We start from the raw sequence: 25724 nt of genomic DNA, 5'->3' as shown, positions 1-25724 counted from the left end.
ATATTTCCATCACAACAGTCGTGAGCGAAAATACAAATTAATAGACCATTAGGTAATAGAATTGTTCCTCTCGTCTCACCTCAAGCTACAATTCGATCTGAAAAAAGCTGTTAAAGTCCACAAATTATCGATTCGCCAAACTCCCTATGAGCATTCACGAAGTATTCATGCCGGCGCTTAGTTCCACCATGACCGAAGGTAAAATCGTCTCATGGGTAAAATCTCCAGGCGACAAAGTGGAAAAAGGCGAAACAGTGGTAGTTGTCGAGTCGGATAAAGCAGACATGGATGTGGAATCATTTTATGAAGGGTATCTAGCCCACATCCTAGTGCAAGCTGGTGAATCCGCCTCCGTGGGAGCGGCGATCGCTCTGTTGGCAGAAACCGAAGCCGAAATTGAAACAGCCAAGTCTGTTGCCCAAAACCAAGGCTCTGGTACAGCCAAACCCCAAACTACCGCAGCCACCGCTCCCGGACAAACAATAGACACAGCTCCAATACCGACAGCCGCAGTCGCAACTCAAAATGGCTCTAACAACCGTTCAGGTAGGACTGTGGCTTCACCCCGCGCCCGCAAATTAGCCAAGGAACTGAAGGTTGATTTGACAGGTATTTCTGGCAGTGGCCCTCATGGTCGCATTGTAGCCGAAGATGTGGAAGCGGCATCTGGCAAAGTTAGCACCCAACCTGCAACAGCAACCCCTGTTACGCCAGCAGTAGCTCCAGTCACGCCACCTTCATTTGCCCAACCCACACCTACTCCTACACCAGCTGTCGCTGCTGTGCCTGGGCAAGTTGTACCTTTAACAACCTTGCAAAACGCTGTAGCGCGGAATATGGTTGCCAGCCTCTCCGTGCCTGTAATTCATGTTGGTTACAATATTACTACTGATGCACTAGACCAGCTTTATAAACAAATTAAGTCTAAGGGCGTAACGATGACGGCGCTGTTGGCAAAAGCTGTGGCGGTGACATTGCAAAAACATCCTCTAATTAACGCTAACTATTCTGACCAAGGAATTGTCTATCCTTCCAGCATAAATGTTGCTGTAGCCGTAGCAATGGATGATGGAGGATTGATTACACCAGTTCTACAGAACGCCGATCAGTTAGATATATATTCACTTTCGCGCACTTGGAAATCTTTGGTTGAACGCGCTAGAGCCAAAAAGCTACAACCAGAAGAATACAGCATCGGCACATTTACAGTATCCAATTTAGGAATGTTTGGCGTAGATAGATTTGATGCTATCTTACCGCCCAGACAAGGCTCAATCCTGGCAGTTGGGGCATCTCGCCCACAATTGGTGGCAACAGCCGATGGGATGTTTGGCGTGAAGCAGCAAATGCAGGTAAATATCACTTGCGATCACCGCATTATTTATGGTGCTCATGCTGCGGCATTCTTGCAAGATTTGGCGAAGTTAATTGAGACTAAACCTCAATCTTTGACAATGTAAATTAATAATTCTTATGTGAGAATAAAAATTGAAACTTGGAGTATCAAACTCCAAGTTTCTTGATTTTTTTGTTTATAAATCGACCACAGATGGACACAGATAAACACAGATAATTTATCCGTGTGCAGTGATTTATCTGTGGTCTCTATCGCCTAACAATTGGATTTTGCAATCAATCTATTATGTGATGAGATGATTCGTAAACTGTTTATAAAAAAGATTATAGTCTAGTATCAACATATTAATTATTTTGCATCTTATCAATAATTTCTAATTCTTTATAACCTGTTTGTTTGTCGATAGTTCTCAGAAAAGTAAAAGCATCTGTTGTCCCAATGACTATTTCTGCTGTTGTGTAAATAATACATCCATCATCAAGATGCCCGCCGATGGTTTTGCCTTGTGAATCGGCAATTGCAATATGAAGATGAACACCTGTTGTTGCGATTGTACCGTTGAGAGAAAGAATTTCAAATTTATCGATTAATAGTGTACTAGCTTGTTGATTAGCAAAGCGAATTTTTGCTTGTTTAAGGCTGCCGATCGCAGTGATAATGAATCCTGCTTGAATATTTTTCTCTCGTGCAAAATTCCATAAACTTTTTTTTAAATCTTCATCGGGCTTAAGTCTAATAGCAACAGCTTTCATTGATGATTTAGAGTTGTTGGCTAAGTTAAAAATTTTCAAGATTTAGGAATGGTCAAAATTTTTATTTAAAATTGCCTTAGCAGTTGCGATCGCCTCTTTTGTACTTCTAACCACATAAATATTTTCTGGAGATAAATTTTTGAAGAAAACTTTACTTTGTTCGTCGTCACTCAATAAAATTACTTGCTTCTTTCCCTTTAATGCTAGTGCAACTTCTGAAACAGTTCCCGCACTTACTCCAAAAGCAATTACCACATCACTAGAAAGCACATTAATATTATTGCGAGCATTACCCATGTCAGTAAAAAGAGCAATATCGACTGCATCAGAAATACCATCAGGATTAGCATCAGGAAGAATGCCAACCGTTAAACCATTAGCAGATTTTGCTCCCTGACTGGCAGCATTCATTACCCCAACATTTCTACCGCCAGTCAGCAAAACCCACCCAGCTTGAGCAATGAGCTTACCTAGTTCATAGGCATTTTCTAAATCAACTGCTGTCGCCTTTTCTCCTGGCCCCATCACCCCAATTATGATTTTTCTCATAACTCAAATTTTCTTACCATTCTTCAGCCCAATAGACTATTTCTGAGGCTGAACTATCAATTGCGACTCCGGAACTTTCTCCATGATGCCATTTGAAGTCAGAATTACCGCGATCGCGTGCATCTAATACAAATATTTCATAGGAGGAAGGAAAAGAATCTTCTTGAGAACCACTAGTATAAAAAAAAGTAGTTGGTACACCTTTGGCTAAGTTCGCGTGGTCATTTGTATTACCACCTCTATATGTATATTTAGCAATAGCTCTATATTTAGAAAGTAATTTTTTTATCTGTTGATTTGGAAGTTTCAACCTGACTTGGAAAAAGCTATTCCCTTGCGAAGAAGCGGGAGAGTAAGCAAGGTATACATCTGAATATTGGGCAGAAACAACCGTAGGAAAGTGTTTTAATTGATTTTGATTAGTCCAAAGTTTATACTTGATTTCTCCGTAGCGAGATGGATCTTGAATTATTTTAGTTTCCTTTGAGTTGCTCAAAGTTTGTTTAAAAACAAATCCCGTTGCAATCATACCAACGCCGCCGAGCAAAATCAAAGCAATTACAGCGATTTTTATTAATTGTGTAGACGCTATACTTTTTGTTGGTAAATATCGCTTCATTAAGTTGGTATATAAATTTGTGGTTATATATTCAACTTTTATCTAAATTCGTAGAGTTACGGAATAGATATCTAAGTATATTTACAGAAAAAATACCTAAAATTTATAAAGCTTGCGTACAAATCCGGTCGCTAGGAAACAGGGGGACAAAGGAAAAGGCGAGCAATAAACCACTAACCACTGTACGAGCGGGTTTTGCTGATAATCTTTGGGTTAAAACTGATAATTTATCTTCTAAACCCGCCCCTGCTAACTACTAACCACTAACCAATGACTAATGACCGATGACCAATGACAAAAAAGCTTGACAATCTCAAATACATTCGTCATAATAATAAAGTTGCCAATTAAGGGACTGTAGTTCAATTGGTTAGAGCACCGCCCTGTCACGGCGGAAGTTGCGGGTTCGAGCCCCGTCAGTCCCGTTAAGTAACCAAAAGCCTAAGCATTTACTAGTTGAGTACACAAATTTTATTGCTTTTTGCAACTGAAATTTTTACTTGTACTCCCATCCAGTTGTGACGAATAGCAATTTCTTAGATCTCGTCTCATGATGAGTATTTCCGGAATAAACTACAATGATCGTGCTTTGCAATTATAAAAAATTTGTGAATTTGCTGTGACTGTTAGAGTGCGTCTTGCTCCCAGCCCAACTGGGAATTTACATATTGGTACAGCTAGAACGGCTGTATTTAACTGGTTATTTGCTCGTCACCACGACGGCAAGTTTATTTTACGAATAGAAGATACAGATTTAGAGCGATCGCGTCCTGAATATACGGAAAGTATTCTCCAGGGATTGCAATGGCTGGGGTTGAACTGGGATGAGGGGCCAGTTTTTCAAACTCAACGTTTGGAAATTTACAAAAGCGCGGTACAAACCCTTCTAGACAAGGGATTAGCTTATCGCTGCTACACCACTGCTGAAGAACTAGAAGCACTGCGAGAATCCCAAAAAGCAAGAGGACAGGCTCCCCGCTATGATAACCGTCACCGCAATCTGACTCCAGAACAAGAAGCAGCTTACAAAGCCCAAGGGCGTAGCTTTGTAATTCGCTTCAAAATAGATGACGACCGGGAAATTGTCTGGAATGACCTGGTTCGAGAGAAAATGGTTTGGCGGGGTAGCGATTTGGGTGGTGATATGGTTATCGCTCGTGCTGCCGCAGATGGTATCGGTCAACCTCTGTACAATTTTGCGGTTGTCGTTGATGACATGGATATGCAAATAACCCATGTGATCCGAGGAGAAGACCACATCGCCAATACAGCTAAACAAATCCTGCTATACGAAGCTTTTGGAGCAAAAGTACCAGAATTTGTCCACGCACCCTTGATTTTGAACCAGGAGGGACGCAAGCTTTCTAAGCGAGATGGGGTTACTTCCATCTCTGACTTTAAACAAATGGGTTTTATTGCTGAAGCGTTGGTTAATTATATGACCTTGTTGGGTTGGTCGCCTCCGGATTCTACTCAGGAAATCTTTACTTTACAAGAAGCTGCCAAGCAGTTTAGCTTTGAGCGTGTAAATAAAGCAGGTGCTAAGTTTGATTGGGCGAAATTAGATTGGCTCAATAGTCAGTATATTCATGTAATGGCTGTAGATAAACTGACAGATTTGATAATTCCCTACTGGCAGGAAGCTGGGTATCAACTTACGGGCGGACGTGAGCGCCCTTGGTTAGAGCAGTTAGTGACTTTAATTCAGCCAAGCTTGACTCGCTTGGTGGATGCTGTAGAGATGAGTAAACTGTTTTTCACTGATTCTGTGGAATTCAGTGAGGAAGCTGCTGTCCAACTCAAGCAAGAAGGTGTTGCTCTTACCCTTAATGGGGTGATAACTAGTTTAGAAAATCAGCAAGAACTCAACGAAGCTAGGGCCCAGGAAATCATTAAACAGGTGGTGAAAGAGCAAAACGTTAAAAAAGGTTTGGTTATGCGTAGTCTTCGGGCTGCTTTGACTGGAGATATGCATGGCCCCGATCTAATTCAATCATGGTTACTACTTAATCAGATTGGGTTAGACAAACACCGCTTGATGAAGGCAACTGTAGAAAACAATTAGTAGAAAATTGACTTTAGGGATAATACCTGAAGAAGACTAATATCATTTGAATAGTAAATACAGATGGGTGGGGCGCACAAATGTGCGTCCTTATTTGTAGCTTATGGGCAATTACCCTTGTTTAGGGAACTTGGTATGTAAAATAAATGTCACTCAAAATACTGAAAAAGTTTAGAAAATATTAAATGTTAAGTAGATTTTTAAACCAAGTGATCAGACCATCGTTTGTAGTAGCGATGATAGCGATCGCATTGACAATTAATACTAAGACAAATGCAGAAGAAGCACCACCACCCATATTTGCAGATGTCACCATTGGTCTTAAATTCTCTCCAGATCCCATGACAGTTAGAGGGATGAGTGGTGGTTCATTGTCAGGATATCAAGTGGTCAATAAAACCGAAACTTCCACAGGCCCGTGTGCCGGCTTTATTGATGAAAAACCGGATCATATCCTCAATTTAACAAGTAAGTTTGACTATCTGAAATTGCAAGTAGAAAGTCCTGAAGATACTACCTTGATTGTTAGTGGCCCTGGTGGTATTTGGTGCAATGATGATTTTGAGAGTAAAAATCCTGGCATTCTTGGTGAATGGTTACCTGGAACTTATCAGGTTTGGGTTGGTTCCTACCAAAAGGACAAGTATTTTCCTTACAGTCTGCAAATAACAGCAGTTAAATAACCACTATAGAATTAGTTTTTGCACAGTTGTATACATCAGCAGGCATGAAAAAAGTTTGTTTACGTATACCTTCTTTCAAGCCAAGTGGTAGAAACCCTGAAAGAAGCTCTTATCTGTAAATATAACGACCAGGAATCATTCTGCGGCCGTAACGTGTATTCTCCCGACGTGCAGGAAGCCATACGCGACGCCTAGTGGGAACAACTATCCTTCTTCTTGCTTGCGGAACAACCACCCTTCTTCTAGCTGGAACAACTATCCTTGCTCTCCCTTGAGATCTGTGGATATGTTTTCTAGCAATCAGTTCTGATGCTGATGCTTCTGTTGGAAGGGAGATAACAGCAAAGGGTAGAGTAAGCATGACACCAGCAATTATTTGTTTTATCTTCATCACTAAATTTCCCTATTTCTTTAACATTTAGATTCGAGGCAATCAAAGCCTTGAGCTAGCCTGATATCTTACTTTCCCAGAATCATAGAAATTGAAGCTGCCATAAACTAGTGAAAAAAGTAATGAATCAAACCCTTGCTGAAGTGAGAATGTTTGGTATGACTAGTGTCATGAGTCAAGCAATGCCTAAGTAAATTTTATCTCCCCTAATTCTTACTCACTGTGGAATTCACAGACTCCCTATTTGCCAGCTTTCTCACTTTGTCTGGTGTATTGTATTAAAATTAAGTTAAATTTAATTAAGATTCTTTTTGACGGTATGGCTTTGCCATAGCGCCTGAATGGTTCTATAGCAAACTACGTCAAGACGTTAAATTAAACAAAATGAATTTATAAACTCCGTTTCACACTTATTACAGTGGCGGAAAGATATTGCACCACCCGGTGGATATCACTGACTATTTGTATCGGCATCTAGAGGCAAAAAAAGATGAAATTCTCCTGGAGAGTCCTAGTTCTCTGGACGTTGCCAGCTTTGGTAATAGGCTTTTTCTTTTGGCAAGGGGCATTTTCTGGTGCTCCTGCGGATATGAGTAAAAATACAGCCAGCACCCGTATGACCTACGGTCGCTTTCTGGAATATTTGGACGCTGATCGCATCGCGAGTGTGGATCTGTATGAAGGCGGTAGAACGGCAATTGTGGAAGCCGTAGATCCGGATCTCGACAATCGTGTCCAACGAGTGCGGGTGGATTTGCCTGTTAACGCTCCTGAAGTTATTACCAAGCTCAAAGAACAAGGAGTAAGTTTTGATGCCCATCCCATGCGAAATGACGGGGCAATCTGGGGATTGTTAGGAAACCTGATTTTTCCTATTTTGTTGATTACTGGATTGTTCTTTTTGTTCCGTCGTTCTAGTAATTTACCTGGCGGCCCCGGTCAAGCCATGAGCTTTGGCAAATCTAAAGCTCGTTTTCAAATGGAAGCCAAAACAGGCGTCAAGTTTGATGATGTAGCAGGTATTGAAGAAGCTAAAGAAGAACTTCAAGAAGTTGTTACCTTCCTCAAACAGCCAGAAAAATTTACTGCTGTGGGCGCACGAATTCCTAAAGGAGTACTATTAGTAGGGCCTCCGGGAACTGGTAAAACTCTGTTGGCAAAAGCTATTGCTGGAGAAGCTGGTGTACCTTTCTTCAGCATTTCCGGTTCAGAATTTGTGGAAATGTTTGTGGGTGTTGGTGCATCCCGTGTCCGCGACTTATTCAAAAAAGCGAAAGACAATGCTCCATGTATCATCTTTATAGATGAAATTGACGCTGTTGGTAGACAGCGGGGTGCTGGTATCGGTGGCGGTAACGATGAGAGAGAACAAACCCTCAACCAACTGCTGACCGAAATGGATGGTTTTGAAGGCAACACAGGTATAATTATTATTGCTGCCACCAACCGTCCTGATGTACTCGATGCGGCGCTATTACGTCCCGGACGCTTTGATAGACAAGTAATTGTCGATTCACCTGATATCAAAGGGCGTTTGGAAATTTTGAAAGTTCACGCCCGCAACAAGAAACTTGATGCTGGTGTTTCTCTAGAAGCGATCGCTCGCCGCACTCCTGGATTTACAGGAGCAGACTTAGCTAACCTGCTCAACGAAGCTGCTATTCTCACCGCCAGACGCCGTAAAGAAGCTATTACCCTCACAGAAATTGACGATGCTGTGGATCGGGTGGTTGCTGGTATGGAAGGCACACCTCTGGTAGATAGCAAGAGTAAGCGCTTAATTGGTTATCACGAAGTTGGACACGCTTTAATCGGAACTGTCCTTAAAGACCACGATCCGGTACAAAAAGTAACTTTGGTGCCACGGGGGCAAGCACAAGGTTTAACTTGGTTTACTCCTAATGAAGAGCAAGGTTTAATTACCCGCGCTCAACTAAAAGCCAGAATAACTGGTGCTTTGGGTGGACGCGCCGCCGAAGATGTGATTTTTGGTCGAGATGAAGTCACGACTGGTGCAGGTAACGATTTGCAACAAGTAACCAGTATGGCACGGCAAATGGTAACCCGTTTTGGGATGTCTGACTTAGGCCCCATGTCCTTAGAAAGCCAGACTGGTGAAGTGTTCTTAGGTCGTGACTGGATGACTCGTTCAGAATATTCTGAAGCGATCGCAGCACGTATCGATTCTCAAGTCCGCACCATTGTTGAAGAGTGCTACGAAACAGCAAAGCGGATTATTCGTGAAAATCGTACCGTGACAGACCGTTTGGTTGATTTGTTGATTGAGAAAGAAACCATTGACGGTAACGAGTTCCGCCAAATAGTTGCTGAGTACACAACCGTACCGGAAAAACCGCAGTATACACCAATTCTGTAATTTTTCTGAGCAATTAGGTATGCGTGAAAAGGGGATGGTGCTGTCCATCTCCTTTTTTTAATAAACCGCAGAGGACGCAGAGAACACGGAGTCAAGAGGATTCAAGAGGATTTTAGAGAGATTTTGCGTCAGTCCTAAATTGGTTGTATGACACAACGGTTTTCCAGTTTTAGAAAATATTTCGTCAATAATATCTGTATCCTGACTCAATAGCGATCTAGTGGTCAAGCTATTCCAAGTTGTCGGGTGCTGAAAACTTACCCAAATTTTCCTGACGCCACTTGGCATCAAATTTGCGATTTGTCCGCAACTCTAAAACCCTAATCCCTGTAGTTGGTAGTGGATTTAATCTCTTCTGGAACTGTTCCCAACTAGTAATCAATTCATGCTCTACACCGTAAGTGGCACATAACTGAGCAAAATCAATATCTTGGGGGGTAGCAAAAAACTCTTCAAAGGGCGGCTCAAACTTAGCAATGGGCAACATTTCAAAAATTCCACCGCCATTATTATTAATTAATACAATTGTCAGGTGACCAACAAATTTATTTCTGATTAAAAAGCCATTGGTATCGTGTAATAAAGCTAAATCTCCTGTCAACATCAGGCTGCTTTGATTACCGTGGGCAATTCCTAAAGCAGTAGATAATGTCCCATCAATACCATTTGCACCTCTGTTGAAAAAGGGTTTTACACCTGATTGATTGGGTTTCCAAAAAAATTCTATATCCCGCACGGGCATACTGTTGGCAATAAATATAGGTGTTTCTCTGGGTAGAACTTGAGACAGTAACCAGGCAATTTTACTTTCAAGTAAATCCGATGTATTTGCTAAGATTTGATTGACATTCAACCTAACCTTAGCTTCTGCTGCACACCACATTTGAAGATAAGAGGACGGGGTGAAATTAGACGCAAAGAAAGACGCGGAGAAATTATCAAACACATTCCCCGCGTCCCCGCGTTCCCACGTCCCCGTGTCCTCTTTCCCCGTATTTTCTCCAAAGGTAACAGTAAGCTGTTCTACACTCACCCGCAGATGAACTGTCCTACCGTGCAGGGGATCGAGATTTTGGTCGCTGGGATCAATTATCCAACGTTTTGCGGCAGTGGTTTTTAGCCAGTTGCGCAGCACTGGGCTGGTGGGCATTTCACCAATTTGAATTACTATTTCCGGCACTAGTTGTTTCGCCAATTGTTGATTTCGTAAAATCAGGTCATAGGTGGAAATTATATGGGGGTTAAGCTCGGCATAATTTCTAACGGGCGAGAGTCCCTCTGCCAAAACTGGGAATTTTAAGGTCTTGCTTAGTTGGGCGATCGCCTGACAATATTCTTGTGGTTGTTTTGGTTGGGCAACTCCAGCAATGATGATACCTTGATCGGATTTTAGCCATTCTTGTAGAGGAGGAGAGGCTTGGAAGCACTTTGGAGAAAGGGGAGAAATACCTGTCCAGAAGTCTTCTGACTGAAAGTGTAACTGTAAGGAATTCAAGTCAGTGCCATCAGGAATGGGTGCGAGAGGGTCACGAAAGGGTATATTCAAATGTACCGGGCCAGGTACAGGATAAAGCGATCGCTCCCAGGCATAAACTACTGTTTGCCGTAGATAAGCTAACATTCCCATATCCGCGGAGGGCGCAGCTAACTCTGCTTGCCAGTTTGGATAATTACCGTATAATTTCAACTGGTCAATTGTTTGTCCAGAATGGCAATCTCGCAACTCTGATGGTCTATCAGCCGTTAACAGCAGCAATGGTACACGACTTTCTTTTGCTTCAATGACTGCTGGATAAAAATTTGCCCCTGCTGTACCAGATGTGCAAACAATTGCGGTGGGAATTGCAGTTGCTTTTGCCCTACCCAAGGCAAAAAAGGCAGCTGAACGTTCATCAAGAATGGAAATGACTTCTAGAGTAGGCGATTCTTGAGCAAAACTGACTGCTAAGGGTGTGGAACGCGAGCCAGGACAAATCACGGCGCAAGTTAATCCTAAGCGCTTCAATGTCTGCGTTAGGATTGCAGCCCAAAGTTCATTTGTATTTCTGAAACCAATTGGCATGAAGTTACGTTGAGCAAGAAAAAATTACCGTTTGGTACAAAAGTATGAAGTCTTTACTTTACCCAGTTTGATTTATTTTCTAACTCAGGATGGCTCCTACCTGACTTAACGGTCTAATGGCTTTGCCCATTAGTTTCAGATACTATCACAATCTCAGCTCATAAAATCCACTAAATGGTTTCCTTACACAAGCGATCGCACTCAATTGATTGAGATAAATGACTGTTGTCGCTGTAGCTACTGTAGTTTTTAGCAAAATCTCAGTTAATGGAGTACACCTTGACATCTCTTAAGTTTTGTGAGGATGTACAGCTAAGTTATCAGCTAACTGGAGAACGATGGAGCTACAGGTTTTAGAGAAATATATTAACCAAGAAATAATTCCAAACAATTTAAAGCTTTCTTCTATAATGTCATGTCCTATCTTAATCATAGAAGTCATATCAACTGCTATAGACAGAAAAAATAATATAAATGCTAGAGCCAGAAAATGATATTCTGTTTGCCGAATCTGTTTTCTAAAATAGAAAAGATAAAGAAAAACATAGATAAAATAAACTATAAAAAATAATCCTTCTAATAGATTTTGTAATGGTCTGTTATTTTCAGGTAAATTAGCATCAACTCCAAAAAAAATAACGGGGTATGTCTCATGCAATTGAAATAAATCGTCTAGTAGCAAGAAGGATGTTAGAAGAAAAGAGGCTAATAAAAAATTAAACCATTTTTTAAAGCAGATTTGATTTATTTTAGTCAATACAGCACTGAAGATACAGACTGCGGCAGCGCTACTCCACAGCACAATTCCAATGTTAGAAAATAACCCTGTGTAGGGTGGTCTTCCTACTACTTCTGCTGGATCGGCAGTCAGTTCATACATTGAAATATTAAATATTTTACTGAGATACCAAACCAAAATAATAAAAATTAAAGTTGGTAAATAAATCTTGAGTGCAATTGGAGACAGATTTTTGATATTTCGAGATAAATCTAACTGGAATTTCATGCCAATTCTATTACTCTAATATTGATTTAAATTTTTTGTTATATTTTGAATAATTCGTGAAGTTAAGTATTTATTTTGCAAATCAAAATTTGCACCAAAATCTTAAAGATTTCGAGCTAAATCAAGAATGATGTTGTCAGTTGAATCATGCATTTAGTACTTAAACAGATTAGCATGATTGGTTAAGCTCAGGTTAACTAATTGTTAATGTTTTTGCAATCTCTTAATCTTATCTTTACCTAAATATATTGAATTTAAGATAAAAAACCTATCTAAAGACAGATGTAAGTATTTACTAAAGTCTTAGTTTACCGCTGTACTTGAGTATGAGTTCAAAGCCGATGCTAGAGATATTACTAGACTTGGATATGATGGCTTTGCTTCTTAGAGAAGGCGATCGCACTCGAATTCTATGCTGTAATAGCAATGCTTTAAAATCGAAGACATATAATGTCAAAGGAGATTGGGGGCGATCAGTGTTAGGCGCGGCACAACTCAGTTGCCAGGTTATTCGTTGGTGTTTAACATCAAATCAGAACAAGCAAACCGACAAATATTGAGGAGTGCTTATGGTTCAGATTGATCGGTTAAATACCGCGCTCGTTGGATTAGATTTGTACACAGTTGCAGAGCGGCATCAATCAGGATTAGTGGATGCTATCAAAGAGCAAATCCAATCCTGGAAGTCCAACGCCTACTTTGTATCAGCTAGTGTGCATCAAAGTTTAGATGGGGTTCGTGTCTTCACCTACAGTCAGTGGCAACCCAAGTTTGATCATCGCAGTTTGCAGCGTCCAGTAGTGTTCGGAGAGTTTTTTCCACCAGACTCGTTGCAGTTAGAAGTGTCGGCAAGCAAATCGAGAACAGCAGAAGTTGAGATTAGTGCAGGCGATCGCATTACACATCTGGCAGAATTTCGCATGATGCCAGCAAACCAACCAGAAATGGTGAAGCGGACAAGGGTTGAACTAGATCGAGCTATGAATAATGCGTCAGGGCTAATTTCTGCAACATTTCACCGTAGTTTAGATGGAACGCGGATGTTTAATTATGGTCAGTGGGAAAGCAAGGAAGCATTTGAAGCAATTCTCAAGCAACCAGGGTTCAACCCGGACAAGCCCTATTGGGAGGGGCTAGCCCGCAATGAGTTCCATCTATACAATGTTGTTCATGTTGTGTCAGCCAGCTAACACTTCACGGCAGCCGAAGAAGGACACAATTATGCTTGAGCCAAATTTCCTGCTGAGTATGTTGATTGTGGTTATAAGTTCTTTCCTCATACCTTAACTACCATTGCATCGTGATATGCTGCCGAGTTTCATTCTTCGCCTAGTCGTGCTGGCATAATTTGATCGTTAAATTTCCCCTTCCCGAAGTGTCAGAATTTCTACGCCATCATCAGTAACAGCGATGGTATGCTCAAATTGTGCCGAGAGTTTGCGATCGCGTGTTACGGCAGTCCACCCATCATCTAGAACTTCGACTTCCCAGGTACCTTCGTTAATCATCGGCTCAATTGTAAATACCATACCAGGCCTGAGAACTCTGCCTTTACCGCGCGTACCGTAGTGAGGGATATCTGGTGCAGTATGGAAAATGTTGCTGATGCCGTGTCCGACAAAATCTCGTACTACAGAAAAGCCTTGTGCTTCAGCATATTCTTGAATTGCAGCACCAATGTCTCCAATTCTTGCCCCAGGCTGAACCTCTGCAATACCCCTTGTGCGACATTCCTCTGTGACTTCCACTAGCTTTTTCGCAACTGGGGAAGGCGTTCCGACAAAAAATGTCTTCGATGTATCACCGTGGTAACCATCCACAATCAGTGTCACGTCAATATTAATAATGTCGCCATCTTTGAGAATCTGCTTGGGATTGGGAATACCGTGACAAACTACCTCATTGATGCTGGTGCAAATCGATTTGGGATAACCTTTGTAGCCTAATGGTGCGCTTTTGGCTCCATGAGCCTGTGTCCACCTTTCTGCTTCATCATTTAACTCTAGGGTGCTAACTCCTGGCTTTACCATCGGTTCGAGATGGTATAAGAGTTCGGCTGCTAAATGTCCAGCCTTACGCATTTTATCTAATTCTCTTTTGGATAAGATAACAATTGTTTGTTGTTTGTTCATGAAATTTTATTTACAAAATTGGCTATATGTATAAAGGGTTGGGTTTTGTTACTTTGCCATCATGTCCTTTGATGGTTCTAACGGAAGATATACAAGGACATCTCCATGCTCGATTAAACCCGTCTTCTGAAAGCCTAAGCTGAGATACAGTTTTTCGGCCACTATATTTTCCGGTTTGTAGCCAATCAAAATTTCTTTACAGTCTGGCTTTTGCTGAAGTAATTTTATCACTGCTTGCATTGCAGCTTTGCCATATCTCTTTCCTTGATGATTTTTATCAATCATAAAGCGCCATATGAAGTAACCGCTGTTTTGATAACCACTATCCATGCGGTCATACATAATAAAGCCGACCATAGTTTCGTTATAATAAATACCAAACGCAACACTAGATGGATAAAACTTGGATTCGGCTAGTGAATAAAGATTTGAAGCGACAAACTTTTCTTGTTCTTCAGTAGTTTTGAGGCGAATGCATTCTTTCCAATTATCCAGATTAATTTCTCTAAGAGTAATCTCCATGATTTCCCTCGGCAGTTTATTCCCCATTTTGATATTGGGGTGACTGATGACTAATCTTCAACTACTATAGTCAATCCTGTTTCGGCAGAACGCCTTGCAGCATCTGCAACTTTGAGGGTATATAAACTTTCTTCTGGGGTAACGTATAAGGGAGTTTCATAAAAAAGATGGTCTAACACCATAGTTGTATCTTTAGCAAACAATCCCCGACGACTACCAACTTCTATTGGTGTGGTTTCTCCGGCTTTAACTAAAACTCCTGTCTCACCATCAAAAATTAATCCGCCACGTTCACCGTGAACTTCAAACCTGCGTTCTGCTTGCCAGAGGGTTTCGCCTTTTGCATATATTACTTGTGCTAACAGCCCACTGCTAAAAGACAGTTGAGTGACACAAAAACAGCTTTGATAATAATCTGTTTGGGTTGCCCAAAATCGATTATGGCAGTTAACTGTCAACACTTTACCAAACAAATCTGTAAGGCGATGTAAGCGAGACAAAGCAGCCATCATCGGAAAGCCGAAAAGGTTGTGGTTGTAAGTCCATTTCCGGGGTGCAGGATGTTCAGGTTTAATAGTGTTGTAGCGAACGTAAAATACATGACCAACTTGTGGTAAGTGTTGCTTTAGGGCTTGATGCAGTCCGCCTAAAAGTTCAATATGCTCGACGTGAAGGAGTTTGTTTTGTACCTTGGCTAAAGCAATAAGTTCTTCAGCTTCTGCTATATCTAGAGATAGAGGATACTCAACTATTACGTGTTTACCGTAAGAAAGTGCTGTTTTGGCGATCGCACCATGATCTTGGTTAACAGTACAGATCACAACCAGATCTATTTCATTGGTTGTTACTAATTCTTGCCAAGAACTGATGACAGAACACTGAAAGTCTTTAGCAAAGGCTTCTGTTTTTTCTGGTTTATGCCCAACAACAGCGACTAAGTGCGATCGCTCATCACGCAGCAAGGCTTCTGCTCTTAATTTTGCTGCATACCCAGTACCAACTAAACCTACCCGCAGTTTTGCTTTCTCCATTTTCGCCAATTTTATACAGCTTGCCTAGAAAGGCAAAGTAATTTGTTTTGATCACAGCACTTTTGCACCAAGTCATATAAATACAATCCATCTTATTGGTATATGGATTTGTTTTTTTATATATCTGACATTTGACTGGACTTTGGTAGGTATAAACTTATCTAATACATTGGCCAATAGAAGCATTTTTGTATAAGAAAATATTATTAATATTACCTAACCAAATTTCATTACTAATCGCGGTCGATTTCCGGTTACATCTTTTTATTTTTCCCGTAGTATCAAAAGTGAAGCAAAATTTAACAGGCGGCTACTTGCACAAGGTAAGCCGTTTAGCTTGCTTTAGGATAACTTATACTGCCGTTTGTGAAAGAGAGGACTACTACATGGCAACTTATAAAGTTACACTAATTAACGACGCTGAAGGGCTGAATCAAACAATCGAAGTTGACGACGACACATACATTCTAGATGCTGCTGAAGAAGCTGGCCTAGATTTGCCCTACTCTTGCCGCGCAGGCGCTTGCTCTACCTGTGCTGGTAAAATCAAATCTGGTACCATCGATCAAGGCGATCAGTCATTCTTGGATGACGATCAAATAGAAGCTGGATATGTTTTAACCTGCGTTGCTTACCCGACTTCTGACTGTACCATCGAAACCCACAAAGAAGAAGAACTCTACTAAAATTCAAGCACCTTACACGTCTGTCTCCAGCAGCGATTATCAATGCTGTAGAGATAGTGAAAGAAAAAAAGCAGCACGGTTAGAGAAAAATTTTCCTCTTTTGTGTCTGCTCTTAAGACAGAATTTGGCAGAATGTTTACTTTTTAGTCAGAGGCAGGAACACAATTAGTCGTGTTCCTGCTTTATTGACTTGTTTTATAGTGTGGCACAAGTAGAAGGCAGGTGGCAGAGGAGCCGCTGCGCCCTTGCGGGTTAAGCGCGTTGTAGCATGTGGCGTGGCAGAAGGAGTAAGACTTTTCATTCTCTCGTTGTGAGCAATTGCCCGTGGGAGTCTAGCTTGATAGTATTGTTGAGAACTTTAATTTGAGTTTCAGGATAGTAAAACTCAAGTATTTTTGCACTTGACCAACCTAGTTTAGCTAAATTTTGAGCACCAGTTTGGCTCAAGCCTACTCCATGTCCAAGTCCGCCGCCCACAAAGGCATATCCCCATAGTTCGGATTCATCTTTGTCTAATTTGTCCTCATCTAATTTGTCTTTGTTTGATTTGTTCTTGTCTAATTTGTCTTTATCTGATTTGTTCTTGTCTAATTTGTCTAATTTACTTAAGGGTTCCAGGTAAAATAGGGTGCTTACAGGAGCGAAAAAGGCACTGCGAACCTCGTCTTTATGTAAGTAAAATGTGCCTATATCAGTATCAACAGCTAGTTTGAGAATACGTCCACTTCTGCTACGTTCCACTACGTTCATACTTTTAATAGTTTTAAAGTTGGCATAGGGACTTTTCTTAACCTTGAGAAATTTTTGCAATCCCTTAGCAATATCTTCAATTTTGCTTTCCCTGCGCCAGCGGAATACATCCCATCCACTTTCATTGAATCCTTTGTTCAAATCGATAAATTGCCGAAAGTTATTCTCATCAGCTAAATTTTGTGTAGCCAAGTTCCAAACATTGTTAGGAGCATCAACCACGGGTTGCAGGTAAGGACGATCCTCACCATTCCAAACATCACTGAAGGAAGCTGTAACACCACCAGTGGTAGATGAATATAATGCATCTATTAGCTCGTGATTGTAAGTAAGTACCATACTCCGCGTCGCCCTGATTGCCCGATCCGTTTCAGCACTTACTCCTGTCAGCCCATAATATACCTGGCAATGAGTATCTGCACATAATTGATACTCATCTATTGCAAATCTCCGTAAATTTCTTAAGGCATAGGTACGGGCAATAATTGCTTGTACTTCCAGTGCTGCTTTCGGGGCTGTTGTACCAATTTCGTATGGCACTACTCCGCGCAGGTAGGTTTCTAAAGGTACTTCATTGACTAGGGTATAAGTACCGTAGGCATTTGGCTGTAATTGTATACGTCCTGGGTATAAACGACTATTCTCTGGTTTATTGTCTTTTTTCACCCGAATTAAGTTTTTGTTACTGCTAATTTCGATGCGATCGCGACTGTAACGTTTACCATCGATGATCCAATTGACTTTTGGTACTTGTTGCTGAACTTGAGTATCAACATATGCCATTTGATTGTTGGTGGCTCGCACGCTCTCTAATAGCAAACGGCGCAGCAAAGGAGTATTGTAAACATCCCGTTTTGCCCACACTTGCCAACGTTCTGGTTGAGCTATTTCCACTTCTATACCTTGAGCGCGGAATTTTTGAGCGCTATCTTCGGCGATTTCATAAGTGCGATAGGTTCCCAGCACCACCTGTTCCTCAATTTTTGGTTGTGCTAGGGGTTGGATAATCACTTCCAGTTTAATGGGATTAGTAGTGATTAGGGTTTGCTGTTGATTACCTTTTAGAAACTCCACCCGCAAGCGATCGCCTTGAGTGGGTTCTATTTGTAGCTGTTCTTTGGGGTTATCTCCAAATCGCTGTACGATTCCAACCCGCAATTCTACGTCCGTACTCATTTCAGGGCGAGACGCAGCTGTTAACCCCAATAAACAAAATGTTGTCATTACAGTGTAGGAACGACGCCAGAGCGAGATTTTCATAGCAATTAACTTGATTCTGCTGGCAGTGCCGCCTTGGGTGGGACGACAAATTTTCTTTGTAGTGTAATTGTTTTGTGGCATTAGTTAGCCAATTGTTTTGGCAACATCATAAATCCTTATAATCTTTTTAGAAAAATAGTTGCAAAGTGAAGTCATAATGAGTATGATTTATGTAGATGTGACAAGTTAAATAAACAGTTTATGGTAAAAGTCCAAGAAATTCCTTTAAATCAAATTAGACGCCCTTTACCACGTCAAAACGATCCCCAGAAAGTAAAATTTTTGATGGAATCTATTCGTGAGATTGGGCAGCAAGAGCCAATCGATGTCTTAGAAGTAGATGGGCAATATTATGGGTTTTCTGGATGTCATCGTTATGAAGCCTGCCAACGTTTAGGCAAAGAAACAATCTTAGCTAGAGTCCGTAAAGCTCCCAAGAGCGTTTTGATGCGGCACTTGGCATGAGGCGGTGGGGACACGGAGACAAGGAGAGTAATAAACTACTAATCACTAACTACTGTACGGGCGGGTTTTATGGATAATCTTTCCGTTCAAACTGATAATTTATCTTCTAAACCCGCACGCCAGTTGACGCCAGTTGACGCCAGTCGCTTCAACGGGGGGAACCCCCGCAACGCGCTGGCTCCTTTATGCCGGGAAACCCGTCCACCCTTCGGGTTCAGCAGTCCCCCATCGCCGGAAACCGCCAAGACGGGGGCTGCTTCACCGCACTGGCTCCCCTACTAACTAATGACCGTTAACTAATTTGGAGAATAATATGCAAGCTCAAAGCAAAACATCTTTACCTGTCGATATTGGTATTGACGAAGCTAGCAGAGCAAAAATTGCTGAGGGATTATCTCGTTTGCTGGCTGACACCTACACTCTGTATCTGAAAACTCATAATTTTCATTGGAACGTCACAGGGCCGATGTTTCAAACTTTACACTTAATGTTTGAGCAACAGTATACAGAGTTAGCATTAGCAGTAGATCTAGTTGCCGAACGGATTAGAGCACTTGGTTATCCAGCACCGGGAACCTACAGCGAGTTTGTCAAACTTAGCTCCATCCCAGAAACTCCTGGCGTTCCCAAAGCTACAGACATGATTCGCCTCCTAGTAGAAGGGCAAGAAGCTGTTGTACGCACTGCACGTTCTATATTCCCTGTTGTAGAGGAGGTAAACGACGAACCGACTGCCGACTTATTAACTCAACGGATGCAAGTACATGAAAAGACTGCTTGGATGTTGAGAAGTTTACTGGAAGAATAAAGGAATTAGGGACTAGGGACTAGGGATTAGGACTAGGAATTAAAGGAATTTCAGATTTATTTAGAAATTCGCTATTTCTACCCTCTAGCCCCTAGCCTCTAGTCCCCAGCCCCTAGCCTCTAGCTCCTATGCCTGATAATAATGATTTCACTCCAAAGTTGCAAAAATTGATGCAACAAGTGGGTATTGCTAGTTTTAAAGCCTTGAGTAGCGCCGCTGGCGTTTCAGAACGTCAAGTTTTGCGATTGCGACGATTTGGAGTGGAGCAAATGCGAGTGGATGTGCTGCTTAAATTATCGCAAGTACTAAAAGTGTCATTGCAGGAGTTAGTGGCAACTTTTTCTCGCCAACAGTTAATAGAAGCAAAAGTTCCACAAAATCAGGACTTGTTACGACAAATCACAGACTTAAAAAATGAATATGATCGCTTGCAATTACAACTAGAGCAGCAGCGCTTAATTTTGCAGCAACAATTCCAGCAGTCAAGTTTACAACTGCTGGAATCTTTGTTATTACAATTTCCTACTGCTGCTCACAAAGCACGAGAAAACCCACAGTTAAGTGCGATTAACATAGTTCCTCTGGTACAGAAACCTTTGGAAAAACTTCTACAGCAGTGGCAAGTAGAAGCGATCGCACCTGTAGGAGCAGAATTACCCTACGATCCCCAACTTCACCAATTGATGGATGGAAATGTGCAACCAGGAGAAATAGTTAAAGTGCGTTATATAGGTTATCGTCAAGGTGACAAGTTGTTATACAGAGCCAAGGTGAGTCCCCAGAAAGATTAAGAACATGGTTGTCACTCTCCCAGGATGCCTTATAATCGAGAGTCAATAAATTCCTTTGCTTTACGGCTTTTGATTACTCGTGCAGGTACACCCACAGCAATAGAGAAGCGAGGAATATCTTTTGTGACAACAGAATTAGCACCAATAACGCAACCCTTACCAATAGTAACTCCATCTAAAACTTTTACTCCAGAACCTAGCCAACAATCATCTTCAATCACGATTCCTTGTCGAGTTACGCCTTGAGATTCAATAGATTGGGTTGGATCTGAATAAATATGATTATTAGCAAATATGCCAGTATGTGATGCAATTAGACAGTTTTTTCCAATTTTAATATTGCCAGGCCCAGCCATACATACGTAAGGGCCTATGAAAGTATCTTGATCTATATAAATAGACGTGTTTATTAATGATCTGATGTCAACACCATAATCAATAACCACTCCATCTGCTAGATGAATTTTATTATTTTGGTGTCCGCTGGCATTGATATTAACACCTCGAAAAATTGCCACATTGCTACCGATTTCAATACAACTAGGTTCGATGAACTCCACACCATATTGGATACGAGCAGATTTACCAATTTTGGCAAAAATATTATGGTATAGTAAACTTCTTAATTTGACACCTATGCTTGTGGGTATACCTTTTGCCAAATTAAATAAAATAGTTTCTTGAACTCGTTGCCGCTTGGAAGGATATTTTTGGCTATTTCTATTCATATTTGTATAACTCTCAGCTCACTATGCTTCTTGAAAAGATTTCTGAAAAGTTATTAACTCTAGCTTTTTGTTGGGACTGACATATCGAAACTTTTGATTTTTGGCAGCAAAAAGCTTAAAAACCTTGATAAATCAATAAAAATAAGCACTAATGGTCATAATTATCAAGCTTATAAAAAACCAGCATATGTCAAATTTGGTCAATATTCTGGTTGAGACTATTATATTTGACCTAGTTACTTACAAAGTTTCACTATGAATAATCAGGCAACAAACAATTCACTTTCAACTTTTGTTAAGTAAAAGTTTGATAGACTTGTCATTTTAATATTCTGTTGTCAACAAGCAAAAGAGTTAATCAATCCAGTTACATCTATTCAAGCTGTACAAAATCAGGAGTGAAATCTCCTCACACGCTTATTGATATGCAATTGTTGAGTTACTTACGAAAATCTTAACCGAGCGTAAACACATCAATGTTAGGGGGGAGTCTCTCCGACTTCAGCCATTACGTTGAAGTCAACCATCGGAGCGAACAAGTAAATACTTCCCCGATTGCTGTAACGGCTCTTTAGCAGCCTATTTGTAGAGTTTGCTGCTGTAATCATGATGTACAAGCTTACATATATATTGTGGGCAGCGTTTTTATAGTTATAACGGTAATGTACCCATACAATCCTAGAAGAAAACAGTGTAAGAGTTTTGTTAAGAAATAGTAAAATTCAAAGAGAAAAAATAAATTTTTAAAAAAGGCATGGCAAAATAGTAAGTATAAATACTGTTATGTAGTATTATTTATTTTACATATAAATCTGCCTAAAGATAGTAGACTTAATAAATACATAGTGCAAATTAGCTATCCTATACATAAAAGAAAGCGGTAAACAGGCTTGAAAGTTTCTTGATGCAAAGGTTTTATAATTAGCTTATGTAAATCTATCTATTACTTTATCTTGTCAATAACTTAAAAGCATCTGCGTGATCGCAGTGTATAGATTTCACAATACGAAAGAATCTTAAAAGAAGTACTCTAGCGATCGCCTCAGTAATGGCTAAATATATTAACACTTGGATACTTTCTTTAAGAAAGCGAATTATTGTCAATTACTATTTGCTACTTAGTCATTAATAAATTACTAAATAATTTATTAATTTATAAAGCTAATAATTGTACTAAATAACTTATAAATGAGATATATTTTAAATTTAGAATATTCTAAAATACAATAAAAATTACTGAAATTATATGACGGTTCAAGTAAGAATAGTTAAGCCAAGTGGAATTTTAGACTCTACGAAATCACAGGAATTTCGGGAAAAAATTGCCGAAACTCTAGAAAGTGGGGCAAAAGTTGTATTAGTTAATTTGGAAGACGTAACCTTTATGGATAGTTCTGGACTTGGTGCTCTCGTGTTGGCTTTTAAAACTCTGCGAGCAGTAGAGAGTAAATTAGTAGTATGTTCTATGAATGAGCAGGTGAGAATATTATTTGAATTAACCGGTATGGATAAAGTATTTGAGATTTTTACTAATCAAGATGAATTTAAGAGCGCGGAAGTATTTAAGAGTGAATAAGCACAAAGATATAAAGTTATATTTGAGCAATGTCAAATAGAATTTTTTAGATTTGATTATATTTAAAAGATGTAGCTAATTAAACTTCAATTGTAGTATAGATAAATCATCATCAAAAGATTCTTGTTGTTTCAACGCAGTTAACTGATTTATGATTTGATCGAGATGGTAATTACTATTAACAACCATTTTCACAAAATTTTCCAGACCCCAAAGCATACCATCTGGTTTAGCAATTTCATAAGCACCATCGCTAAAAATATAGAGGGCACTGTCTTTCTCGATATCGCAGAAACCATCCACATATTTTACTTGTGGAAACATTCCAATGGGAATACCAGGAGTTCTTAGGAGTTTTGCTTTGGTGATATCAGTTGATTTAGCTGTTGTTAATATTGCGGGTGGATGCCCAGCAGTAGAATAAACAAGTTGATGCTTGATACGGTTATAAACTCCGTACCAAATAGTAAAATATTTGTCATTTTGATAATTAATTTGAAATGTGTCATTTAATGCTCGCAATACCTCACTTGGTTGATAGTAATTTAAGTTTTTAAGAGCACGAGAGCGGAGTAAATTCAAAACAGAAATAGAAGGGAGAGTTGCTCTCAGCCCATGTCCGGCAGTATCCAGCAGATAAATTGCCAGATAATTAGAATCGAGCCAGTAGTAATCAAAACAATCACCACCAAGTTGACGGGAGGGAATGAAGCGAAAATCGATTCTCAAAGGTTCTGTCATGGGTGGAGGTAAGAGCGAACGTACATATTCGGCTGCTTCCTCCAATTCAGCTTCTAAAATTTGCTTTTGGATTTGTAAATCTCGACTGAGCTGGTGTAGGCGTAATCCCGCTCTAACCCGCGCTTGCAGTTCATTATGTTCAATGGGTTTGGTAATAAAATCATCTGCACCTGCATCTAAGCCCTTGACGCGATCAGCAACTGAATATAAGGATGTTAAAAGAATAAAGAATGTAGTAGACAACTCTGGGTTTGCCTTAATACACTGGCAAACTTCTAGCCCATTCATTCCTGGCATGATCCAATCGCAAATGATCAGTGCAGGATGACATATTAATGCTTGTTTTATCCCTTCCTCACCATTACTAGCACCTACTACCTCATAACCCTGTTTTTCCAGCATTCTTTTTAAGAGAATCTGTACTGCAGGATCATCATCAATTACTAAAATTTGAAACATAAGAGATAGGTGTGCCTGTAATTTCAAAGATTACCGTTATCAGCCAAAGTGTAAATAAACGAGCGGAAGCTAGAATTCCACAGGTAATCTTATTGGCTGTTGGAAGTAATTTGTTAACTGTCTATCAATCTACTTTGCCCAAATTTAGTATAAATGTAAACAAAAAGCTAATTATAAAGGTGACAGGGGGTTGAGCCAAAAAAGTATAGTGCGTTTAAGTTGATGCAAATCTCGGTACATTTCTTGTTTGAACCATTGCCCGATCGCATCTAAGGGGTTAAATTCCTTGCCTGGTTGCCATTTAACATCTTGTCCTAAAGGTGTGAGATGATTACCTGGAAGTGTTTGCGCTGTTACCATGCCTGGAAAGCGCTGTTCGAGCAATTCAGTTAAAGCTGCTGACTGATCGATAGTGTCATTAGTAAATTTGATGAGTAGGTTACGACGAATATTGTACCGTTCCTGCACAAGTTTCGTGGTTTCTAACGGTGAAGGGGTGAACTCAACAGCAAAATTAGCATTAAACTGAAAATTAGAGTTTAACTGTTCTACTAAGGGAATAGCATCACGGGCAGCGTAGTTGTTATAAGAAATGAGAATATTACCAGCACGTTCCACAGGAAACAAACTACCAATGAGTAAATGGAGTTTGCATCCCATACTATGCCCGATACCATAAATGGGGAGGTAGCCTTTGCTTAATAAGCCTCTATCTTCTAAGCGTACTAAGACACGTTCAAAGTTAAGAAGGACTTGTTTTGCGATCGCCGCATGATCGAGGGTATTCACAAACGGCGTAGCAATAACCACAAAACCTTTTTCTGCGGTGTTTTCTAGTAATAAACGGTAAGTAATGTGAGGTGCAGTGGCGACAAATGCACCCCCTAAAAAATGAATGATACCGATAGGTTTTTGGGGAAGTAACACCCAGTTACCAGAGATTTCTTTCCAATCCATTCGAGGGGCGATCGCAGTTCTAATTGGTGAATTAATACTTTTTTATGTTAAACCAGGCTTTACGCCTAACTCTGATGTTAGCTAAATAGACGTAGTTTCGACATCACTCTTGTTCCATAGCTAGAGCATTAACTGCGGCAGCAGCGATTGCACTTCCACCCCGTCTTCCTAATAATGTCAAGAATGGCACACCTCGACTATCTGCTGCTAGTAGTGCTTTCGATTCTGCTGCTCCTACAAACCCAACAGGAAAGCCTAAAATCACAGCCGGTTTTGCAGCCCCAGCATCTAGCATTTCCAATAACCGAAACAAGGCAGTAGGAGCATTGCCTATTGCTACTACTGCTCCTTCTAAATGCGATCGCCATAATTCTAAGGCGGCAGCAGAGCGAGTTGTCGCAAATTTCTGAGCCAGCTGCGGCACATCTGGATGATTAAGGGTGCAAATTACAGTATTTTCCGCAGGAAGTCGCTGTCGGATAATCCCTTCTACTACCATCCGAGCATCACACAAAATTGGCGCTCCGACTCTGAGGGCTGTACGTGCTGATACTACTGCTGTTGGTGAAGCTACCAAATCATTCACAATGTCCGTCATTCCACAGGCATGAATAAGACGCACAGCCACGTCTGCCACATCTGGGGCAAGTAGAGACAGATTTGCTTCTGAGCGAATGATGGCAAAGGATTGGCGATAGATTTCATTACCATCCTGAAGGTAGTTCATAGGTGTTTGTTAGTAGTTATACGATTTCCCTAAATTTTGGCTACAGATGGAAAAAGGTTTGTAATTGCGCTTAAGCGCTACTACAAACTATGTGTAGCCTTAATTTGGAGAATTGGTATTAGTAGAGGCGGGTTTAGAAGATAAATTATTCAGTTGGAACAGCCAGATAATCAATAAAACCTGCCCGTATATCCCGTATATATAGTTAGTAGTAATCCGCTACGCAATTT

26 protein-coding genes and 1 tRNA gene are annotated in these 25724 nt (G+C 40.5%); 12 read left to right on the top strand and 15 right to left on the bottom strand.

Translation table 11 applies throughout. From position 1 onward, the window contains the following. The first annotated feature begins 146 nt into the window (after window positions 1–146). Window positions 147–1460 (top strand): dihydrolipoamide acetyltransferase family protein, encoded by a 1314-nt coding sequence (locus tag U2718_RS27080; protein WP_341993030.1) that lies wholly within the window; start codon window positions 147–149, stop codon window positions 1458–1460. A 241-nt stretch (window positions 1461–1701) separates the two neighbouring features. Here U2718_RS27080 and U2718_RS27075 read toward each other — a convergent pair whose 3' ends face one another. Genes U2718_RS27075 through U2718_RS27065 form a run of 3 tightly spaced genes read right to left on the bottom strand, consistent with a single transcriptional unit; the run spans window position 1702 to window position 3277 of the window. Continuing rightward, complete coding sequence (locus U2718_RS27075) at window positions 1702–2109, bottom strand: PPC domain-containing DNA-binding protein (RefSeq protein WP_341993031.1); 408 nt, start codon at window positions 2107–2109, stop codon at window positions 1702–1704. A gap of 42 nt (window positions 2110–2151) precedes the next feature. Continuing rightward, entirely contained in the window at window positions 2152–2658 is a 507-nt protein-coding gene (locus tag U2718_RS27070; protein ID WP_341993032.1) for a TIGR00725 family protein, read from the bottom strand. 13 nt (window positions 2659–2671) lie between these two features. Continuing rightward, entirely contained in the window at window positions 2672–3277 is a 606-nt protein-coding gene (locus U2718_RS27065) for a hypothetical protein (protein ID WP_341993033.1), read from the bottom strand. Between the two features lie 351 nt (window positions 3278–3628). Between U2718_RS27065 and U2718_RS27060 the strand changes: the two genes are divergently transcribed. The 3 genes from U2718_RS27060 (at window position 3629) to U2718_RS27050 (ending at window position 6025) form a co-directional block, all read left to right on the top strand. Beyond that, window positions 3629–3702 (top strand) — tRNA-Asp (locus U2718_RS27060). Window positions 3703–3896: 194 nt separating this feature from the next. Continuing rightward, on the top strand, window positions 3897–5342 hold the full coding sequence (gltX, locus tag U2718_RS27055; protein ID WP_341993034.1) for a glutamate--tRNA ligase: 1446 nt from the start codon (window positions 3897–3899) through the stop codon (window positions 5340–5342). A 185-nt stretch (window positions 5343–5527) separates the two neighbouring features. After that, entirely contained in the window at window positions 5528–6025 is a 498-nt protein-coding gene (locus tag U2718_RS27050) for a hypothetical protein (protein ID WP_341993035.1), read from the top strand. 109 nt (window positions 6026–6134) lie between these two features. On the opposite strand, the gene U2718_RS27045 is transcribed toward U2718_RS27050, so the two are convergent. After that, window positions 6135–6416 carry a hypothetical protein gene (locus U2718_RS27045; RefSeq protein WP_341993036.1) on the bottom strand — a complete coding sequence of 94 codons (282 nt, stop codon included), beginning with the start codon at window positions 6414–6416 and terminating at the stop codon, window positions 6135–6137. A 490-nt stretch (window positions 6417–6906) separates the two neighbouring features. Between U2718_RS27045 and ftsH2 the strand changes: the two genes are divergently transcribed. Next, window positions 6907–8793 (top strand): ATP-dependent zinc metalloprotease FtsH2, encoded by a 1887-nt coding sequence (gene ftsH2 / locus U2718_RS27040; protein ID WP_341993037.1) that lies wholly within the window; start codon window positions 6907–6909, stop codon window positions 8791–8793. 229 nt (window positions 8794–9022) lie between these two features. Here ftsH2 and menD read toward each other — a convergent pair whose 3' ends face one another. Together menD and U2718_RS27030 are read right to left on the bottom strand one after the other, a co-directional pair. Further along, on the bottom strand, window positions 9023–10855 hold the full coding sequence (menD, locus tag U2718_RS27035) for a 2-succinyl-5-enolpyruvyl-6-hydroxy-3-cyclohexene-1-carboxylic-acid synthase (RefSeq protein ID WP_341993038.1): 1833 nt from the start codon (window positions 10853–10855) through the stop codon (window positions 9023–9025). 289 nt (window positions 10856–11144) lie between these two features. Beyond that, window positions 11145–11861: a hypothetical protein gene (locus U2718_RS27030; protein WP_341993039.1), complete on the bottom strand. Its 717-nt coding sequence runs from the start codon at window positions 11859–11861 to the stop codon at window positions 11145–11147. A 326-nt stretch (window positions 11862–12187) separates the two neighbouring features. Between U2718_RS27030 and U2718_RS27025 the strand changes: the two genes are divergently transcribed. Both U2718_RS27025 and U2718_RS27020 read left to right on the top strand, forming a co-directional pair. Next, complete coding sequence (locus U2718_RS27025; RefSeq protein WP_341993040.1) at window positions 12188–12421, top strand: hypothetical protein; 234 nt, start codon at window positions 12188–12190, stop codon at window positions 12419–12421. A gap of 9 nt (window positions 12422–12430) precedes the next feature. Next, entirely contained in the window at window positions 12431–13051 is a 621-nt protein-coding gene (locus U2718_RS27020) for an antibiotic biosynthesis monooxygenase family protein (protein WP_341993042.1), read from the top strand. A 165-nt stretch (window positions 13052–13216) separates the two neighbouring features. On the opposite strand, the gene map is transcribed toward U2718_RS27020, so the two are convergent. The 3 genes from map to U2718_RS27005 are packed head-to-tail and all read right to left on the bottom strand — an operon-like array spanning window position 13217 to window position 15546. Next, window positions 13217–13993, bottom strand: coding sequence for a type I methionyl aminopeptidase (gene map, locus U2718_RS27015; RefSeq protein WP_341993043.1), 777 nt, complete (start codon window positions 13991–13993; stop codon window positions 13217–13219). Between the two features lie 48 nt (window positions 13994–14041). Then, a complete protein-coding gene (locus U2718_RS27010) occupies window positions 14042–14515 on the bottom strand; it encodes a GNAT family N-acetyltransferase (RefSeq protein WP_411813373.1) in 474 nt (157 codons plus the stop codon). Window positions 14516–14565: 50 nt separating this feature from the next. Beyond that, entirely contained in the window at window positions 14566–15546 is a 981-nt protein-coding gene (locus U2718_RS27005; protein WP_341993045.1) for a Gfo/Idh/MocA family oxidoreductase, read from the bottom strand. Between the two features lie 386 nt (window positions 15547–15932). Here U2718_RS27005 and U2718_RS27000 point away from each other — a divergent pair, with 386 nt between their 5' ends. Next, window positions 15933–16232, top strand: coding sequence for a ferredoxin (locus U2718_RS27000; protein ID WP_289791484.1), 300 nt, complete (start codon window positions 15933–15935; stop codon window positions 16230–16232). 136 nt (window positions 16233–16368) lie between these two features. Here U2718_RS27000 and U2718_RS26995 read toward each other — a convergent pair whose 3' ends face one another. Further along, window positions 16369–16533: a hypothetical protein gene (locus U2718_RS26995; protein WP_411813372.1), complete on the bottom strand. Its 165-nt coding sequence runs from the start codon at window positions 16531–16533 to the stop codon at window positions 16369–16371. Further along, complete coding sequence (locus tag U2718_RS26990; RefSeq protein WP_341993046.1) at window positions 16530–18323, bottom strand: SpoIID/LytB domain-containing protein; 1794 nt, start codon at window positions 18321–18323, stop codon at window positions 16530–16532. The genes U2718_RS26995 and U2718_RS26990 overlap by 4 nt, the downstream gene beginning before the upstream one ends. A 120-nt stretch (window positions 18324–18443) precedes the next feature. Here U2718_RS26990 and U2718_RS26985 point away from each other — a divergent pair, with 120 nt between their 5' ends. The 3 genes from U2718_RS26985 to grpE all read left to right on the top strand — a co-directional run bounded on the left by U2718_RS26985 (window position 18444) and on the right by grpE (window position 20306). Further along, window positions 18444–18707: a sulfiredoxin gene (locus U2718_RS26985; RefSeq protein ID WP_341993047.1), complete on the top strand. Its 264-nt coding sequence runs from the start codon at window positions 18444–18446 to the stop codon at window positions 18705–18707. A 313-nt stretch (window positions 18708–19020) separates the two neighbouring features. Beyond that, window positions 19021–19515, top strand: a complete 495-nt coding sequence (locus U2718_RS26980; RefSeq protein ID WP_341993048.1) for a Dps family protein — start codon at window positions 19021–19023, stop codon at window positions 19513–19515. Between the two features lie 128 nt (window positions 19516–19643). After that, the gene (gene grpE / locus U2718_RS26975; RefSeq protein ID WP_341993049.1) at window positions 19644–20306 is read left to right on the top strand and encodes a nucleotide exchange factor GrpE; all 663 of its coding nucleotides are present in this window, start codon (window positions 19644–19646) and stop codon (window positions 20304–20306) included. A gap of 29 nt (window positions 20307–20335) precedes the next feature. On the opposite strand, the gene U2718_RS26970 is transcribed toward grpE, so the two are convergent. After that, window positions 20336–21034, bottom strand: a complete 699-nt coding sequence (locus tag U2718_RS26970) for an acyltransferase (protein ID WP_341993050.1) — start codon at window positions 21032–21034, stop codon at window positions 20336–20338. Window positions 21035–22280: 1246 nt separating this feature from the next. On the opposite strand from U2718_RS26970, the gene U2718_RS26965 reads away from it, so the two are divergent. Beyond that, complete coding sequence (locus U2718_RS26965; RefSeq protein WP_341993051.1) at window positions 22281–22610, top strand: STAS domain-containing protein; 330 nt, start codon at window positions 22281–22283, stop codon at window positions 22608–22610. A 75-nt stretch (window positions 22611–22685) separates the two neighbouring features. On the opposite strand, the gene U2718_RS26960 is transcribed toward U2718_RS26965, so the two are convergent. The 3 genes from U2718_RS26960 to U2718_RS26950 form a co-directional block, all read right to left on the bottom strand. Then, window positions 22686–23810 (bottom strand): PP2C family protein-serine/threonine phosphatase, encoded by a 1125-nt coding sequence (locus U2718_RS26960; RefSeq protein ID WP_341993052.1) that lies wholly within the window; start codon window positions 23808–23810, stop codon window positions 22686–22688. 171 nt (window positions 23811–23981) lie between these two features. Continuing rightward, complete coding sequence (locus U2718_RS26955) at window positions 23982–24767, bottom strand: DUF1350 family protein (protein ID WP_341993053.1); 786 nt, start codon at window positions 24765–24767, stop codon at window positions 23982–23984. Between the two features lie 103 nt (window positions 24768–24870). Next, window positions 24871–25494, bottom strand: a complete 624-nt coding sequence (locus tag U2718_RS26950) for a precorrin-8X methylmutase (RefSeq protein ID WP_341993054.1) — start codon at window positions 25492–25494, stop codon at window positions 24871–24873. Window positions 25495–25724 lie beyond the last annotated feature (230 nt).

Origin of the sequence: Chlorogloeopsis sp. ULAP02 (assembly GCF_038404745.2) — a bacterium.
Lineage (GTDB): Bacteria > Cyanobacteriota > Cyanobacteriia > Cyanobacteriales > Nostocaceae > Chlorogloeopsis.
Note: the sequence above shows the minus strand (reverse complement) of the source record. Positions and strands in the feature narration are given on the sequence as shown.

Excerpts from the sequence above, each read along its gene's own strand:
- U2718_RS27070 (WP_341993032.1), bottom strand. The coding sequence starts at position 2,658 with ATGAGAAAAATCATAATTGGGGTGATGGGGCCAGGAGAAAAGGCGACA.
- U2718_RS27030 (WP_341993039.1), bottom strand. The coding sequence starts at position 11,861 with ATGAAATTCCAGTTAGATTTATCTCGAAATATCAAAAATCTGTCTCCA.
- U2718_RS26985 (WP_341993047.1), top strand. The coding sequence starts at position 18,444 with ATGGTAAAAGTCCAAGAAATTCCTTTAAATCAAATTAGACGCCCTTTA.
- U2718_RS27065 (WP_341993033.1), bottom strand. The coding sequence starts at position 3,277 with ATGAAGCGATATTTACCAACAAAAAGTATAGCGTCTACACAATTAATA.
- U2718_RS27010 (WP_411813373.1), bottom strand. The coding sequence starts at position 14,515 with ATGGAGATTACTCTTAGAGAAATTAATCTGGATAATTGGAAAGAATGC.
- U2718_RS26995 (WP_411813372.1), bottom strand. The coding sequence starts at position 16,533 with ATGAAAAGTCTTACTCCTTCTGCCACGCCACATGCTACAACGCGCTTA.
- U2718_RS27020 (WP_341993042.1), top strand. The coding sequence starts at position 12,431 with ATGGTTCAGATTGATCGGTTAAATACCGCGCTCGTTGGATTAGATTTG.
- U2718_RS26980 (WP_341993048.1), top strand. The coding sequence starts at position 19,021 with ATGCAAGCTCAAAGCAAAACATCTTTACCTGTCGATATTGGTATTGAC.
- U2718_RS27000 (WP_289791484.1), top strand. The coding sequence starts at position 15,933 with ATGGCAACTTATAAAGTTACACTAATTAACGACGCTGAAGGGCTGAAT.
- menD (WP_341993038.1), bottom strand. The coding sequence starts at position 10,855 with ATGCCAATTGGTTTCAGAAATACAAATGAACTTTGGGCTGCAATCCTA.
- U2718_RS26950 (WP_341993054.1), bottom strand. The coding sequence starts at position 25,494 with ATGAACTACCTTCAGGATGGTAATGAAATCTATCGCCAATCCTTTGCC.
- U2718_RS26955 (WP_341993053.1), bottom strand. The coding sequence starts at position 24,767 with ATGGATTGGAAAGAAATCTCTGGTAACTGGGTGTTACTTCCCCAAAAA.
- map (WP_341993043.1), bottom strand. The coding sequence starts at position 13,993 with ATGAACAAACAACAAACAATTGTTATCTTATCCAAAAGAGAATTAGAT.
- U2718_RS27005 (WP_341993045.1), bottom strand. The coding sequence starts at position 15,546 with ATGGAGAAAGCAAAACTGCGGGTAGGTTTAGTTGGTACTGGGTATGCA.
- U2718_RS26960 (WP_341993052.1), bottom strand. The coding sequence starts at position 23,810 with ATGTTTCAAATTTTAGTAATTGATGATGATCCTGCAGTACAGATTCTC.
- U2718_RS27075 (WP_341993031.1), bottom strand. The coding sequence starts at position 2,109 with ATGAAAGCTGTTGCTATTAGACTTAAGCCCGATGAAGATTTAAAAAAA.
- ftsH2 (WP_341993037.1), top strand. The coding sequence starts at position 6,907 with ATGAAATTCTCCTGGAGAGTCCTAGTTCTCTGGACGTTGCCAGCTTTG.
- U2718_RS27080 (WP_341993030.1), top strand. The coding sequence starts at position 147 with ATGAGCATTCACGAAGTATTCATGCCGGCGCTTAGTTCCACCATGACC.
- U2718_RS27025 (WP_341993040.1), top strand. The coding sequence starts at position 12,188 with ATGAGTTCAAAGCCGATGCTAGAGATATTACTAGACTTGGATATGATG.
- U2718_RS26965 (WP_341993051.1), top strand. The coding sequence starts at position 22,281 with ATGACGGTTCAAGTAAGAATAGTTAAGCCAAGTGGAATTTTAGACTCT.
- grpE (WP_341993049.1), top strand. The coding sequence starts at position 19,644 with ATGCCTGATAATAATGATTTCACTCCAAAGTTGCAAAAATTGATGCAA.
- U2718_RS27045 (WP_341993036.1), bottom strand. The coding sequence starts at position 6,416 with ATGAAGATAAAACAAATAATTGCTGGTGTCATGCTTACTCTACCCTTT.
- U2718_RS26990 (WP_341993046.1), bottom strand. The coding sequence starts at position 18,323 with ATGCCACAAAACAATTACACTACAAAGAAAATTTGTCGTCCCACCCAA.
- U2718_RS26970 (WP_341993050.1), bottom strand. The coding sequence starts at position 21,034 with ATGAATAGAAATAGCCAAAAATATCCTTCCAAGCGGCAACGAGTTCAA.
- U2718_RS27050 (WP_341993035.1), top strand. The coding sequence starts at position 5,528 with ATGTTAAGTAGATTTTTAAACCAAGTGATCAGACCATCGTTTGTAGTA.